Annotated in this window: 13 protein-coding genes; 10 read left to right on the forward strand and 3 right to left on the reverse strand. The window is 70.4% G+C overall.

Going from position 1 to position 14786, the window contains the following annotated elements; genetic code table 11:
• Positions 1-44: 44 nt before the first annotated feature.
• From ABEB06_RS06210 to ABEB06_RS06225, 4 genes are all read left to right on the forward strand, one after another.
• Complete coding sequence (locus ABEB06_RS06210; protein WP_345695771.1) at positions 45-1469, forward strand: ATP-binding protein; 1425 nt, start codon at positions 45-47, stop codon at positions 1467-1469.
• Positions 1466-3202 (forward strand): type IV secretory system conjugative DNA transfer family protein, encoded by a 1737-nt coding sequence (locus ABEB06_RS06215; protein WP_345695772.1) that lies wholly within the window; start codon positions 1466-1468, stop codon positions 3200-3202. Before ABEB06_RS06210 ends, ABEB06_RS06215 begins: the two co-directional genes overlap by 4 nt.
• Entirely contained in the window at positions 3195-3770 is a 576-nt protein-coding gene (locus ABEB06_RS06220) for a DUF4913 domain-containing protein (protein WP_345695773.1), read from the forward strand. The genes ABEB06_RS06215 and ABEB06_RS06220 overlap by 8 nt, the downstream gene beginning before the upstream one ends.
• 809 nt (positions 3771-4579) lie before the next feature.
• Positions 4580-4705, forward strand: a complete 126-nt coding sequence (locus tag ABEB06_RS06225) for a hypothetical protein (RefSeq protein ID WP_345695774.1) — start codon at positions 4580-4582, stop codon at positions 4703-4705.
• Positions 4706-5134: 429 nt separating this feature from the next.
• Here the strand turns inward: ABEB06_RS06225 and ABEB06_RS06230 are convergent, their stop codons facing one another.
• The gene (locus tag ABEB06_RS06230) at positions 5135-5725 is read right to left on the reverse strand and encodes an ATP-binding protein (protein WP_345695775.1); all 591 of its coding nucleotides are present in this window, start codon (positions 5723-5725) and stop codon (positions 5135-5137) included.
• Positions 5726-6026: 301 nt separating this feature from the next.
• Here ABEB06_RS06230 and ABEB06_RS06235 point away from each other — a divergent pair, with 301 nt between their 5' ends.
• Both ABEB06_RS06235 and ABEB06_RS06240 read left to right on the forward strand, forming a co-directional pair.
• Positions 6027-6872, forward strand: a complete 846-nt coding sequence (locus ABEB06_RS06235) for a helix-turn-helix domain-containing protein (RefSeq protein ID WP_345695776.1) — start codon at positions 6027-6029, stop codon at positions 6870-6872.
• Positions 6869-7096 (forward strand): DUF397 domain-containing protein, encoded by a 228-nt coding sequence (locus ABEB06_RS06240; RefSeq protein WP_345695777.1) that lies wholly within the window; start codon positions 6869-6871, stop codon positions 7094-7096. The genes ABEB06_RS06235 and ABEB06_RS06240 overlap by 4 nt, the downstream gene beginning before the upstream one ends.
• A 69-nt stretch (positions 7097-7165) precedes the next feature.
• On the opposite strand, the gene ABEB06_RS06245 is transcribed toward ABEB06_RS06240, so the two are convergent.
• Positions 7166-7417: a DUF397 domain-containing protein gene (locus ABEB06_RS06245; RefSeq protein WP_425559578.1), complete on the reverse strand. Its 252-nt coding sequence runs from the start codon at positions 7415-7417 to the stop codon at positions 7166-7168.
• A 179-nt stretch (positions 7418-7596) separates the two neighbouring features.
• On the opposite strand from ABEB06_RS06245, the gene ABEB06_RS06250 reads away from it, so the two are divergent.
• The 4 genes from ABEB06_RS06250 to ABEB06_RS06265 all read left to right on the forward strand — a co-directional run bounded on the left by ABEB06_RS06250 (position 7597) and on the right by ABEB06_RS06265 (position 12389).
• Positions 7597-8007 (forward strand): hypothetical protein, encoded by a 411-nt coding sequence (locus ABEB06_RS06250; protein ID WP_345695778.1) that lies wholly within the window; start codon positions 7597-7599, stop codon positions 8005-8007.
• The gene (locus ABEB06_RS06255; RefSeq protein ID WP_345695779.1) at positions 8004-9668 is read left to right on the forward strand and encodes a hypothetical protein; all 1665 of its coding nucleotides are present in this window, start codon (positions 8004-8006) and stop codon (positions 9666-9668) included. The genes ABEB06_RS06250 and ABEB06_RS06255 overlap by 4 nt, the downstream gene beginning before the upstream one ends.
• A gap of 289 nt (positions 9669-9957) precedes the next feature.
• The gene (locus ABEB06_RS06260; protein ID WP_345695780.1) at positions 9958-10929 is read left to right on the forward strand and encodes an AraC-like ligand-binding domain-containing protein; all 972 of its coding nucleotides are present in this window, start codon (positions 9958-9960) and stop codon (positions 10927-10929) included.
• Positions 10930-11345: 416 nt separating this feature from the next.
• Positions 11346-12389, forward strand: coding sequence for a helix-turn-helix domain-containing protein (locus ABEB06_RS06265; protein WP_345695781.1), 1044 nt, complete (start codon positions 11346-11348; stop codon positions 12387-12389).
• A gap of 28 nt (positions 12390-12417) precedes the next feature.
• On the opposite strand, the gene ABEB06_RS06270 is transcribed toward ABEB06_RS06265, so the two are convergent.
• Complete coding sequence (locus tag ABEB06_RS06270; protein WP_345695782.1) at positions 12418-14745, reverse strand: helix-turn-helix domain-containing protein; 2328 nt, start codon at positions 14743-14745, stop codon at positions 12418-12420.
• Positions 14746-14786: the final 41 nt, after the last annotated feature.

Genomic DNA, 14786 nt, shown 5'->3' on the forward strand with positions numbered 1-14786 from the left:
ACGAGGTAGTACGCCCACCCGCTCGGCTCGCGTCACGGCGGAGGGTGTTCGCGGGCCGGCTGGGCTGGGGCGGCCGGTTCGGTGGCCGCGCGGTGGTCGAGGACGCGGGAACCGTCCACACAGGGCCGACCACGCAGGTGGGTGGGCTGTACCCGTTCCTGCTCGGCACAGGTCTGCCGCCGCACGGCGTGCCGGTGGGCCGGGATGTGCTGACGGGCGAGCTGGTGTGCATCGACCCGTCCGGCTGGACGGGCCGGCTGACGACCAACCCGGGTGTGTGGGTGATGTCGCAGCCGGGCGCCGGCAAGTCCGCTCTGGTGAAGCGGATCTGCCTGGTGTACGTCGCGTACGGCCATCTGATGTGCGTACCGGCGGACGTGAAGGGCGAGTACAGCACTCTGGTGCGCGAGCTCGGCGGCAGCGTCGTGCGGATCGGCGACGGCCTGGGCCGCATCAACCCGCTCGACTCCGGCCCCTTGAAAACCAGGCTCTCCTCCCTGCCGGGCACCGAGCGCAGTGCGCTGCTGGATGTGCTGACCGGCCGCCGCCTGGAGACTCTGGGGGCGCTGCTCTCCACCCGCAACGGGCTCGGCCGGGCGCCGAACGAGATCGAGCGGTCCGCGCTGAACACCGCGGTCCAGCTCGCCGCCGACGCCGTGCCGGGTGCCGACCCGATCATCCCGGACGTGATCGCCGTGCTGCGTCAGGCGCCGGAGCCGCTGCGCGCCAAGCTCGCCGCGGCCGGCAACGCCTACCTCGCTCTGACCCGGTCGGTCATCGCAGGCCTGGACAACCTGTGCGACGGTCCCCTCAAGGGCATGTTCGACGGCCCCACCAGTGTGCCCCTGGACCTCGACGCCCCCGCTGTGTCGGTGGACATCTCGGCGTTGCGTGCCCGCGGCAACGACGTGGTCAGCGCCGGGATGATCGCCACCTGGGCCTACACGTACTCCTCCATCGACAGCGCCCGCAGCATCGGACTGATGAACCGCAAGCTGGTCCTGCCCATGGACGAGATGTGGCGGGCCCTTCGCTCCGGCCCCGGCCTGGTCGACGCCATGGACTCCATCAGCCGCCTGAACCGCACGACCGACGACGTCGCCGTGTACGTCACGCACTCCCTGCTCGACCCGGAGTCCCTTCCCACGGAGGAGGACCGGGCCAAGGCCCGCGGCCTGATGGACCGTTGCGACACGTGGGTGATCGGCGCGTCCACCGAGGAGGAGCTCCAGCGGGTGACCGGCAAGCGGGCGCTCACCGAACAGGAACGCATGATGATCAGCTCATGGTCGTCCGCCACCAGCACCGGCCTCGACACCAGCGACCAGGTCCACCCGGGGCGCGGCAAGTACCTGATCAAACTGGGCAACCGGCCCGGAGTGGCGGCCGCGATGAGCCTCACCGCCACCGAGCGCAGGCTGTACCACACCGACCGGAACACGCTCGAGCACGAGGCCGCCGGCCGATGATGACGGAGAACGACCGGCAGTGGCTGGCCAGCGGCATCATCCTCGGCGGCGCCATCACCCTGGCCGCCGCCACCTGGGCCGGCGCGGCCCTCGGCACCCTGACCACCGGGCACAGCGCGCCCCCGCTCAGCCCCGTCACCATCGTCAACATGGTCCGCGACTGGCACGCGGTCTGGCCCCACTCCCCCACCGCCAGCGCCATCGGCGCGGCACTCGCCGACGCGGCCGCCGCCGTCGGCATCACGCTGGGGATCCGTGCCGCGCTCCGCTGGTTCCACACCGCCTCCCACCTCGCCACCCTCCACCAGGTCCGCGACCTCACCCCCCGGCCCGCCGCCCGCACAGCCACCCGGCTGCGCACCTCCCTGCGCGGCGTCCCGCCGAAAACCGTCCCGCCCGCCGACCGCGGCGTGCTGCTCGGCGACCATCTGCCGACCGGCGTCGAACTCCGCGGCTCCGACGAGGACACCTACCTGGCACTAATGGCGCCCCGCGCCGGCAAGTCCACCGCCCTCGCCATCCCGATTGCCCAGGAGGCGCCGGCTGCACTGCTCCTCACCAGCAACAAGCCCGACGTCTACGCCGCCACCGCCGCCACCAGGCGCCGCGTCGGACAGACCTGGGCTCTCGACACCCAGGGCGTGGCGCAGATCGAGCGCACCTGGTGGTGGGACATGGTCGCCGAAGCCGAGACCCTGGACCGCGCCGAACGCCTCGCCAGCCACTTCATCAACCAGGTACGCAGCGACGCCGCCGACCCGTTCTGGGCCCAGGGCGCCTCCGACGTCCTGGTCGGCTACTTCCGCGCGGCCTGGTGGAGCGGCGCCACCGTCCGCGACGTCCTCGGGTGGCTCGCCGACCCGAACGAGAAGGCGCCGCTGCGCGTCCTCTACGAGCACGAGCCGGTCCTCGCCGAGCAGGTCGAGTCGAGCGTGAACATCGCCGAGGAGACCCAGAGCGGCATCTACCAGAACGCCCGCACCGCCGTCTCCGCCCTGCGCGACGAGAAGGTCCTCGCCTGGGTCATGCCCGACCCCCACCGCGACCAGTTCAAGCCCGAGGTCTTCGCCCTCAGCAAGGACACCCTCTACCTGCTCAGCAAGAAGGGCGGCGCAGCCTCCGCCGTCGTCGCGGCGATCGCCGACGCCGTCTTCACCGCCGCGGCCGAAACCGGTGAACGCCACGGCGGCCGGCTCCCCGAACCAATGCGCGCGATCCTCGACGAAGCCGCCAACATCTGCAAGATCGCCGACCTGCCCGATCTCTACAGTCACCTCGGATCCCGCGGCATCACCCCTTACACGATCCTCCAGTCCTACCGCCAGGGCGTGCAGGCCTGGGGTGAGGTCGGCATGGATGCCCTGTGGGGCGCCGCTACCAAGAAGATCGTCGGCGTGGGCCTCGACGACCCGCGCTTCGTCTCCGACATCGCCACCCTCATCGGCAACCACGACATCACCCGCGGCTCTCACTCCAAGAGCCGCGACGGCGGCTCCTACTCCGTCAGCGAGCACCGCGAACAGATCCTCGAACCCGCCCAGATCCGCGCCATGCGACGCGGTACCGGCCTCCTCCTCGCCACCGGCATGCCCGTCGCCCAGATCGCGCTGCGCCCCTGGTACGAGGAGCCGGCCATGGCCCACATCGGCCCAGAGATGGCTGCCGAGGAAGCCGCCATCACCAAGCGCGCCATCACCGCCCATCAGCAACGGAAGGCAGCTCGCCGTGCCTGACGGCACCGACCGCCCCGCGCCCGACGGCCCCTTCGCCGTCCCGGCCGCCGTCGAGGAGGACATCGAGGACCTCAAGGCCCAGGTCCGGGCACTCACAACCCAACTGACAGCCCTGCAGGAATCCCTCGGCAACGCGGCGGACGACCTGCCGCAGCAGCGCGAGCCGGCGGCGGACGACCGGGCCTGGCGCTACCCGCCGTTCGTCCTCCTCCTCGAAAGCCCCGACCGCGACGCCGAACTCCGCGTGCTCGCCGAATGGGTCGAAGGCGTCCTCGTACCCGGCTACCTGGGCGAACCCTCCGCCGACGCCCGCTGGTGCCACCGCTGGCTCGAGCACGAGGACGCCGTGGCCCACCTCCACGCCCTCTGGCTCGCCTGGCAGGAACTCACCGACCCCGCATCCTGCGGCTACACCGGCCCCAGCACCTGGCACCGCGACCACTACCGCCCCTGCATGAACGAACTCCGCGGCCCCCGGGGCCCGTTCGCCGGCTGCACCAAAGGCGAACACCACATCGCCCACCGGCTCCCCGGCCGCGTCCCCAGCGACTGGCACCTCGAGCCCTGACGGCCCCACCCAGCGGCAGGGCCCGTCAGCCACCACACCCCAACTCAACGACCGGGCAGCCTTCGACACATCTGCTCGACGAACTCGGGAAACCTTCCGCTCTCGCGGCCGGCAGCGCATGCCGAAGCCAACTCCTTCGGCAACCGCGGCCCCACCGGATCCGGCGTGGGTGCCGGACCTGCCGTCTGCGTGCCACCGCTCGGACGTTGACTGTGAGGACGACCGGTCGCCGCCGAACCCCCCGATCCGTAAGGCTTCCGGGCCGGTGCCACCGGCTCGTTCGCCCCGCCGGCGTCCGCGGTCGGCTCATCACTCGGCACCGGCACCGGCGCTGGCGCTGGCGCTGGCGCTGGCGTCTGGTCCTCAACCCGGCCTGTTCCGCCAGGGCTCGCCCTGGGCACAGGCTCCGGAGCTTTATCCAGCACCTCCATCAGCACAGGAGCGACCGGTCCTGCCCCAGCAGTCACCCCCGCGGTCGGGCGACTCCGAAGGTCGACCTCCCGGTTGGCCCCGCCACCGAAGGCGAACCCCACGAGCATCCCGGCGCAGGCAAGCGCGAGTGCACCGGTACCTCTTCGAACACCCTGAACTGTCTCCTTCCGAACCGGTCCCCGGCGACCGCGCCTACCTCCCTCCGGTCTCACCGAATCAAGTCCCACCGCCGCGCCCGCCGCCAGAACCTTCCGTCGGCAGTAGTCAGCGTTTCGCGCCGCCGCCGTGTCTGCTCCGAACCCTCGGGCTGCCCAGGCCGTCGCGCTCGCCGAGTAGATCTCAGCCGCCGAGGCGAAGTCGCCGCGGCACACGCTCACATGTGCCCTCAGCTCCTGCGCACGCAGGGCATCCGGATGCAGCGCCCCGCGCTCAGCAGCGACGCGCTGCTGAAGTCCGTCAGCCAGCACTACGGCACCCTCGTAGTCTCGAGCCCGAACCGCTGACCGCACCCTCTCGGCGTCCCGCCGGTAAGCCTCCGGCAGCTCCCCCGCAGAGGCCGCCGGCACTCCGATCCGCCCGTTTCTCGGCGCAGCCGCAGCACCCTGCTCACGCACACCGGACGTCATTCGCACTCCCCTCCGCCGATCCACCACCTTGCCCAGCCGGATGGTTCGTTCACTGCAACGACACCAACGCTGCCAGGTAGCCATCCGATCGAGTGATCGCGGGCCCTACACCGGCTGCCTCGCCGGTGAGTTGCGTCGCGAGACGCTCATTGGGTGGGCCAGGGCGCGCGGCGCCAACGTCCTGCTTCCTCCGATCGAGCTGCACTTCCGCTGCATGCGCAGCAGTGGCCTGGCCCTCACGGAAGGACGTCGGCGACGCTGGGCAGCCCCTACCGAGCCGAACTGCCCATACACACCGTCGGGCGTTCAGTCCGAGGGCCGCTTGATCCACGGGTGGCGGTCGAACTGGCGGCCGATGTCGAACGGCCCTGCGGCCCCGAACAGCCGGACCAACCGCGGAGGGCGCAGGCCTCCGATGCGCGGTCGCGGAACCTGCGCGCGGATGCGTGCGTCGAGCTGAGCGCGCCGACAGTGCGGGCTCTCGTCGACTGCAGTAACCACCGCCGACGACTCCCACAGCGATGTCGGCACCGCCGTTTCGAGCGTTCGCTCGAACCACGTGGTCTTGCCGTCGGCCGTTGCGGCCACCCCCGTCCTGTCGGCGAGCGCCTCCACCAAGAAGAGGCCACGCCCGTCCTCGGCGTCGTCCGAGGCCGCCCTGGGCCGCGGCACCTGCGGATTGCGGTCCGCGACCCCTACGACGACGGTGTTCGCGGGCGTCACCGTCACGCTCAACCCCACCACTGTGGTGCGCCCGTAGCGGACGGCATTGGTCACCAGCTCGGACGTGAGCAGCTCCAGAACCTCGGCGTCGGAGTCACACAGCGGCCCACACCACAGCGCGAGCTGCCTGACCGTCCGCTTGCGCGCGAGGGAGACGGCCGACTCGGAAGACATCAGACGGATTCGGAACGTAGGCACGATGGATACCTCCAGATTGTGCACAGGAGCGAGGCCGCCGGAGGCAGGTCTCAGGCGACGTGACACATCAGAACGATGCGCAATGTCACCGGTCGACTGCACTCCGTTACTCGCAAGCATGCGACCTGACGGCGACTCAGCGCAAGGCATGTCACCCAAATATGAAAACTTTCATCTCTGAGGGCTATGTGACCCACCTTGCACGCCTCGCGGTGCTGGCGGCCCGCGCGGTCGCCCGTGCACACTGTCCTCGGGACAGGTCAGGAGGGGTTGATCAATGGCAGTCGCAGTTCCCGAGGTGCGGATGCGGCGAATCGCCGCCGAGCTCAAGAAGCTTCGCGAGTCCAGAAAGCTCTCGGCGGAGGACGTCGTCGCCTCGGTCCCCGGCCTCAACCTGGTCAAGCTGTCGCGGTACGAGAACGCCCGCGTACAGCTGAAACCTGAAGTGGTGAAGCTGCTGCTGGACTACTACCAGTGCGATCCGGACCTCGCAACGGTCCTGATCGACACCCTTCGGGACAAGCGCCGACCAGGCTGGGTGGCGAGCTATGAGCGACTCAACCCGCTCTACACCGACCTCATTCGCCTGGAGGAGACCGCGATCGGGCACAAGACTTACCAGTCGGCCTACATCCCCGGACTGCTCCAGACGCGCCAGTACGCGCACGCGATCATCTCAAGTGGCGTGGTCAAGCCGGCGATCGTGGAGGAGCAGGTCGAGGTCCGGATCAATCGGCAGGCCGTGCTGACTCGTTCCGAGGCACCGCTCAGCCTCTGGGCAGTCATCCACGAGTCCGCACTGACCGTCGGCGCAGCGGCCGAAGTGATGCGCGATCAACTCGACAAGCTCCTGCAGTTCAGCGCGCTGCCGAACGTCAACGTTCAGATCATGCCTGCCGCAGCACCGCCTCACGCCGGCATGACCGGGGCGTTCGCCCTGCTCGAGTTCCGTCACCGCGACCTCGACCTCGTCCTGCTCAGCGGCATGCTCAGCAGTCACTGGGTAGAAGACCCGGATCACGTCGACGTCTACCGCGCCGCCTTCAACGAGATCATGGCGACCGCCCTCGACCCCACAAAGTCGCTGGAACTCATCAACGAGAAAAAGGAGCAGCTCAAGTGACGCAGGCCCACCCCGTCGCCTCCGCCCTACCCGTGGTCTGGCGGAAGGCCACCGACAGCAATCCGAACGACGACTGCGTGGAGTGCGGAACCCTCGAGGACGGCGTAGTCGTCACCCGCGACAGCAAGAACCCGCACGGCCCGGCCCTTGCCTTCCCTGCCGCCAAGTTCTACGCCTTTACCGCTGCCGTGGCAGCCGGCACGCTCGTCCCGGTCACCGAGTGACGCCCGTCCCGGCCCGGCGGTGCCTCGCCACACCGGGCCGGCGGCGTTGACGCGATCGAAGGTCTCGCCTCAAGTGAGATCGTCGAACTCGCCCCTGCGAACACCGCTCTGGAAGGCCCGCCACTCGTCCTGGTCGAAAATGAGAACGGGCGACTCCCCGTCCGCGCCGTTGCGGAGGGCAATGAAGCCGTCCACGAATGCGACGCGGGGGCCGTCCTGAGCGCTCGGCGCCGCAAACCACTGCGCACCGTCAAGGTTCAATCCCTTGGCCTTCGGAGCCGGCGTTGACCCACTCACCGCGAAAACCTCCGTCTGCGTCACCGACCGTCTCGACAGCCATCTCTTCGAGTGGTGACCCGACTCTCACTCGCTCGATCGGGTGACAGTACACCGGATACGGACCTCGTTTTCCACAAGACTGTCTCTCATCGGACCACCAGGAGACGACATGTGCTCCTGTTGTGAACTCCCTGGACCGCCACCTGCAAGGACGTGAGACCGTGAGCAGCTCCGCCCCTCTGCCGGCCGACGCGAATCGCGTCGACCAGGCTGCAGCCACCCTCCTGGAGGAAGCGATGGCCGCCACCGACCGCCTCGCTGCCCAGGCCTTCCTCGACGACCGGTACGACGTCGGTCCGGCCCTCGGCGCTGCGGGATACATCAGCGAAGCACGCGGTCTGCTCGCACCAGCACAGGCCATCCCGAACGCTGGTCCGACCGCGCCGGATAACGACGCAACCATCCTGGAGTTGGCGGAACGGCTCGACTGCGGCGCTGACTCCCTGGTCGCAAGCGAACCCGTCAGGGAAGATCCTGGAAACACCCTCACTCGCCGTTCGGCAGCGGCTTGCATGCGAAATGCCTCAGCCGCACTGCGCGCGGCACTTCCACCGGTGGCGAACGGCTCATGAGCTCCGAGGCAACGTGGGGCGACTTCGCCGAGTTCGCAGCGCGCCAGCTCAGCGACAGCTACGCCGCTCTCGTCGAATCCAGCACCCGAGCCACCCTCGGCGAGCACTCTTCCCGAAGCGCCGCGCTGGCCGAAGTCTGCCGACTGCTTCATGGCTTCGTAGGCGAGTTCGGGCCCATCTCCGTCAGCGCCGTCACCCCAGCAGAGATCAGCGACCTCCAGCTGAACCTTCAGTATCTCGGATCGGTCCTCGATCGAGAAGCCGCCTCAGCACCACACGAGCCGAACCCCCTGGCCGGCTGGATCCGCGACGCTGGAGAGATGCTCAAGCTCAGCCAGGACCTGCTGGCCACGCACCATTTCCCCGGTCGGAGCCCACGAAGTCCGTACGCCGCTTATCTCGACAGCCCGGCGGGAGCAAGTCACCTTCTCGGCGCCACGGTCCGCCTCGCCGGCCTCGCCGGCGCCACCGCCGTACAACTGGGCCACACATGCCCTCCGACGCCCCGCAACACCCGTCGATGGGTATCGCTCAGCCAGCGCCTGACCCTCTCAGCCATCCAGGTGGAACGGGTCGCCACCAACGTGCTGCACCGCATCGACGGGCTCGACGATCCGCTCGTTGTCCCTCGGGCAGCCGGTGCGCTGCCGGCTGCGGCCCTCCTGCGCCCTGCTGCTGTCATGCCCGGAGAGTCGCAGGACACGGCGCTCCGCTCGGTGGTGAGCGGCTCCGAATGGCTGGCAGCCCACGCAGTACGCCTTGCTGCCGAGCGTCTGCCGAACGTTACTCCTGCCGAACTCATCACCGCCTCCAATCGAACCGCGCTGAGTCATCTGATCGCAGCAAGGCTGCTCGAACACACCCGGGACCTGCTCACTCCCGATACGGCCTCGACCAAGTCCCTCAACGAGGCCTGCCAGCGTCTGAGGACCGCAGCCCACGTTTGGCAGGCAGCGTCGCAATCGTGGGGATCCAGCTTTCACTCAACCCCGGCCGGCCAGCCGACCGCCATGGCCCGGGAAGCAGAGTTCGTCACGGTCAGACTTGGGCGAACGCTGTTCTCCTACGGCTGGACACCTCGCGACACCACCCGTCATCCCAGGCCTGCGGCAGACATCATCACCGGCCCCGAAGCACATCGTCCGCTGCTCAACGCAGTCCGCGCGGTTCCTGCGGCCGGAGAAGTCCTTGCCGAGCACCTTCCGATGATGGCCTTGATCATGGCCCAACGAGGCGTACTGCTCAGTTCGGACCCCACATTCAATCCTCGCGGAAGCGACCTGCCCGCACAGATGCAGAAGGGCTGGACACGCTGGTACCAGGCGACACCGGATCAGCTCGCGCCCGTGGCCGCAGCCTATCTGGCCGCCCGGTCAGCATCTGCAGCCGCCGAGACCGCAGCGGCCCGGGTAGCCCGGGACCTCGGTCATCCCATCCTTCGTTCCTACCTCGACGCCGACCGGCGGCAGACTCTCGGATTCAGCGGTGACCCGGAGAGCGACGCTCAACGGGTGCGCGCCTCAGCGGCCCGTGCCCGCAGCGTCCTCACTCCGTCCCCGAAGCCCGACGGACCGCGCGAATTCAAGGAGCGCACCCGCGCCCTGCGCCGCGAGATCGCGGAAGTGTACGGAACGGATCGCGCAAAGAGCCGCCACCGATAGCGCCGTACTTGTCGGCAACGGGTGAAATGAGGTTCTGGATCGCTTCCGGGCTCTGTCCCTGATTGAGGGGTCTTGACTGGTTGATCACGGCACGTGACCACCCCGGAAGGCCACTCACCGGTCCGGCACGATTTGAAAGAGAGGGCCCAGTCGTGCGGCAGACTGTGCTCTCCGCGCACCCGGCCGGTCCCGCAGCGCACAGCGGCGGCCCACAGGTCGAATGTCCTGACAAGCCGGCTGAGCTGCTGATTAGGCTTGCTCCGCAGGGTGACGACGGAAGGACGATCAGGTGGGTTCGGAGGTGACGACCTCATCGGTTCCGGACGACGAGAAGGCGGCGTTCTGGAGTCGGGCGATGTCGCGGGCGCTGGTACCCGTGGAGGTGGTCCCGCGTGCCGCGCGACCTTTCGTGGGACACCTGACGTCGCATCGGCTCGGGTACGTCCGAATATCGACGCTGGAGGCGGATGCGGTGCGGGTCTCCCGCACGCCCGAGCTGATCGCACGGGCCCCGCAGGCCGAGCCGCAGGTGGGGGTCGGCCTGCAGGTGTCGGGGCGGGCCGTGCTCGAGCAGGGCGGGCGCCGGGCGGAGGTGCCGACGGGAGGGCTCGTCCTGTACGACACGACGCGGCCGTACTCCATCGACTACCCGGAGCGTTTCCGCACCCACCTGTTCCACCTGCCGGGCCGGCTTCTGGGTGTGCCGGAGCGCGAGCTGCGGCAGGTGGCGGGGACGGTCGTCTCCCCGGACGAGGGGTGCGGGTCCGTGCTGCTGCCTTTCCTCAGCACCATGGCCGCATCCGCCCACTCGTACTCGGCCCCGGTCGGTGACCGGCTGGCCGGCAGTGTCGCCGACCTGGTGAACACGCTCGTCACGCAGCTGACGGCCGCGCGGACTGCCGACAGGCCGCGCACTGCGAACGACCACTTGGTGCGCCGGGTGCGGGAGCACATCGACCGTCACCTGTGCGATACGGAACTGTCGCCCGAGACGATCGCGCGAGCCCACCACATCTCCGTGCGGTACCTGCACCGGCTCTTCGAGAGCGAGGGGGCCACAGTGCACCGGCTCATCCAGCAGCGCCGGCTGGATGAGTGCGCCCGGGAGTTGGGCCGTCGCGGCCGTACCGCGCCGGCCGTGTCGGCGGTCGCCCAACGGTGGGGCTTCGTCAATCCGGCACACTTCAGTCGGGCCTTTCGGGCCGCGTACGGGGTCTCGCCCCGCGAGTGGCGCGCGCTGCGGACCACGGACGTCGGCTGACGATCCGCAGACCGACGCCCGGAGTCCGTACACGGCCGGTTCGGCCACCGTCGGGACGTACGGTCGAGCAGCGTGTACGCGCAGGGGACGGTGCGCCGATCGGAGCGTCGTCCCCTGCCCGATCACGCCAGGATCCGGGAGTTCACCCCGGGGAACCGGTGCCGTAGTTCCATCCGCACGGTCACGAGGTCGGATCGGCAGCCCGTCCTGCCTCCGTTCCCGACGGGTGGTTCGTGTCGGCCCCGCGCGGCCGCTCCCGGTGAGGCAGGGCGTGGTGGACCTCGGCGGGTTGGGTGGGTTTCTTCCTGCGGTTCTTCCTGGTCCGGGGCGTCGCGGCGGGATGGGATGGATCACGGCGGAGCGGGGGAACCTGCTGCCCGCCCGATACCCGTACCCCGATATGCCGAGGAGCGCTGATGTCCCTCGTTCTCGACACTGCCCCGGTGCCGCCGGCCGACCGGGCCGAGTACTGGCACGAGGCGGTCTCCCACACCTTCATCCCGTTGGACGTGCGCCTGGTGGAGAGCCGGCCCGCCGTCGGCACCATCACCAGTCACCGATTGGGCGCGCTGCAGGTGTCGCTGGTCCAGGCCGGTCCGCAGCGGGTCGTCCGCACGGCGGGTCTGATCGCCCGGGGCGGGGAGGACCACCTCACGCTGGCTCTCCAGCACCGCGGCACCGCCAGGTTGGAGCAGGACGGCCACCGGGTGCTGCTGCGTTCGGGCACCTTTGCGATCTCCGACGCCGGACAGCCGTTCGCGAAGGAACTGCCGGAGCCCTTCGCGTTCACGGCCTTCCACTGGCCGCGCTCCGCGGTGGGCGTGTCCGACGAGGACCTGCGGGTGCTCACCGCGACGGCCTTCGACGCCAACGCCGGCGGGGGCACGGCCGCACTGGTGGCCACCTATCTGGAGCGACTCGCCCGCTCGGCCGGCTCGCTCGACCCGGGTGCGGCCGGCCGACTCGCCACCACGGCCCTGGACCTGCTCGCGGTGCTCGCCCACGAGCGCGGTGGGCGGCCGGTCCCGGACGCGCCCGAGGCGGTGGGCGCCACGCTGGCGCGGGTCAAGGACCACATCCTGCGCCACCTGGGCGACCCGGACCTGTCGCCGGAGCGGATCGCGGTGGCCCACCACGTGTCGGTGCGCTACCTGCACAAGATCTTCCAGTTCGAGGGCACGACGGTGGCCCGCTGGATCCAGCAGCAGAGGCTGGCCCTGTGCCGACGGGACCTGGCCCGTCCTTCGGGCGCACTGACCGTGGCTTCGGTCGCGGCCCGATGGGGCTTCGTGAGTGCCAGCCACTTCAGCCGGGCGTTCCGGTCCGCCTACGGGGTCTCGCCCCGCGAGTGGCGAGCAGGTGCCGTGACGGGCCTCGCCGCGGACCCGGTCCGTCTGCGGCCTTCGGGTGGCACGAGCGGGCAGGCCGCCGCCTCGGCGGCGTACGGCATGGCCGTGTGATCGCCAGCCCCGGCGGCAGGACCTCCCGTCAGTCGAAAACGGTCGGCGGCGACAACCGTCCGGCCTCAAGGTCCTCGATACCGGCCCGGGCCTGTTCCACCAGGTCCCCGGGGATGCGGTCCTCGAGCGCGAGGACCGCCCGGTACTCGCAGGCGGCCTCCTGACTCTCCTGGAGATGGGCGAGCGCATGGGCGAGGTGGAGATGGACCTTGGCCCCCACCCGGTGGTAGCCGCGGGCGTCGAGTTGGCCGCGGAGCGGGCGGAGGGCGTCGACCGCCTCGTTCCAGTGCCCGAGGTTCAGGTGGACCAACGACACGTGGTACGTCGCGATCAGCGTGGTGAGGCCCCGCACGCTCTCCGGTATGCGTTCGGCGAAACGGGGATCGGCCAGCACGTCCATGACCTCCCGGTGGGTTGCGATGGCTTCGTCGATGCGGCCGGCCCTGTGCAGCAGCCGGATGCTCACGTTGCAGGCCGGGAGGTAGCGGTTGATCTCGTCCGCCGCGATGAAGAGGTCCATGGCCCGGCGGCAGTGGTCGGCAGCCGACGAGGCGTCACCGACGGCGTCCCGCAGCACACTGATCCGCAGGTGGGCCCGGGCCTGTTGGACCTGGTCCCCGCAGGCCCGGGCGAGGTCGAGCGCGGCCGCGGCGACGGCGTCCGCGTCCGCGTGATCGCCCTCGCACACCCAGTGGGCCCAGGAGAGGTCGTTCAGATGCCCGGCCTCCATCGCGGGCTCGCCGAGGGCCGCTGCGGCCCGGGCGGCCGTCTCGAACACCTCGGTCCAGTGGCCGGCGGAGACCCAGTTGTCGGACACCAGCCCCATGGCCCGGCCGACCTCGTTGACCGCGCCGTGTTCGCCGAGTCGGGCGGCCTCGCGGAACGCGGCCAGCCAGTTGGCGTACTCCGCCTTGAGCCAGCCCATGGCCTGCCCGGGGTTCTCCAGCGCGACCAGCCGCTCAGGGTCCGGCGGCGGCGCACCGTACTCCGGTTCGTGCCACCGCCCGGCGGTGACGGCGGTGTCCAGCAGCCAGGCGCGCAGCCGGGAGCGGGAGACCTCCGGTTCCGTCCCCCCGTCCTCCTGACGCAGCTGCGCCCTGGCGTACAGGCGCAACAGATCGTGGAACCGGTAGCGGTCGTCCTGATGAGTCGTCAGGAGACCTGCTTCCAGGAGCTCCTCCAGCAGGTCCTCCGCGTCGTACAGGGGTACGCGGGCGAGGACGGCCGCCAACGGGAGGCTGAAGTCCGGCGCCGGGACGAGTGACAGCAGCCTGAACATCCGGGCGGCGCCCGGGGCGAGGCGCGAGTACGACAGCGAGAACGCGGAGTTGACGCGCAGGTCACCCGCGCTGAGCGAGTCCAGTCGGCGGTCCTCGTCGGTGAGGCGGGTGGCCAGCCGTTGCAGGCTCCAGTTCGTGCGGGTGGCGGCCCAGTTCGCGGCGACCCGCACGGCGAGCGGGAGGTGGCCGCACAGTTCGGCGATCGTCCGGGCCGCGTCGGGTTCTGCGTCCACCCGGCCCGCACCGACGACCGCGCGCAGCAGCGAACCGGACTCCAGCGGGTCAAGCGCGGGCAGATCCACGCGCTGCACCCCCTCCAGCCCGGCCATGGTGTGGCGACTCGTCACCACGACCAGGAGCCGGCCTTCGCGTGGCAGCAGGGGTCTGACCTGGGCCTCGCGGCCGGCATTGTCCAGGATCAGGACGCCGTGGAGCTTGCCCGCGGCCTCCTGGTAGCGCGCGAGGCGGTCTTCGGGGCTCAGTTGCACCAGGTCCAGGTCGCCCGCACCCCACGCGCCCAGCAGTCGCATCACCGCCTCCTGCGGCGACAGCGGCCGGTCGCCCAGGCCCTGCATGTCCAGCAGGAACGCCCCGTCCGTCAGCTCCGGCGCGAGCTGTTCGGCCAATTGGACGGCCAGCGAGGTCTTGCCGCTGCCCGGCGCGCCGAACACCACCGCAACCGGCGGGGACGCGGCTCCTCCGTCCGGCCCGCCGGGCGGAGGCCGGTGCGCGAGGCCCCGCAGCGCGGCGAGCTCCGCCCGCCGCCCGACGAAGTCCCGGACGCCTCTGGGCAGCGCGCAGGGCGGCGCCGCGGCGGCAGTCGGCGGCCTGCTGCCCGCACGGCCGGCCCGGGCGACCGCCAGCAGTTCGGCATGCGCGGCCTCATCCAGCGCGAGGCCCTGTGCGATCGCGGTGACGGTTCCGCGCTGTGGGCGCAGGCTCCGCCCCCGCTCCATGTCACCGATCGCACGTCCGGACACGCCCGAGGCCTCCGCCAGCTCCTCGATCGTCAGGCCACGAGCCTGTCGCAGCTCCCGCAGCATCCGACCGAACCGCGTCCCGCTCGCGTCGCCCATCCCGTTCCCGTCCGTCCGACCTGTCCTTTCGGCTCCTTCAT

The organism is Kitasatospora terrestris, from assembly GCF_039542905.1.
GTDB classification, from domain to species: Bacteria; Actinomycetota; Actinomycetes; order Streptomycetales; family Streptomycetaceae; genus Kitasatospora; species Kitasatospora terrestris.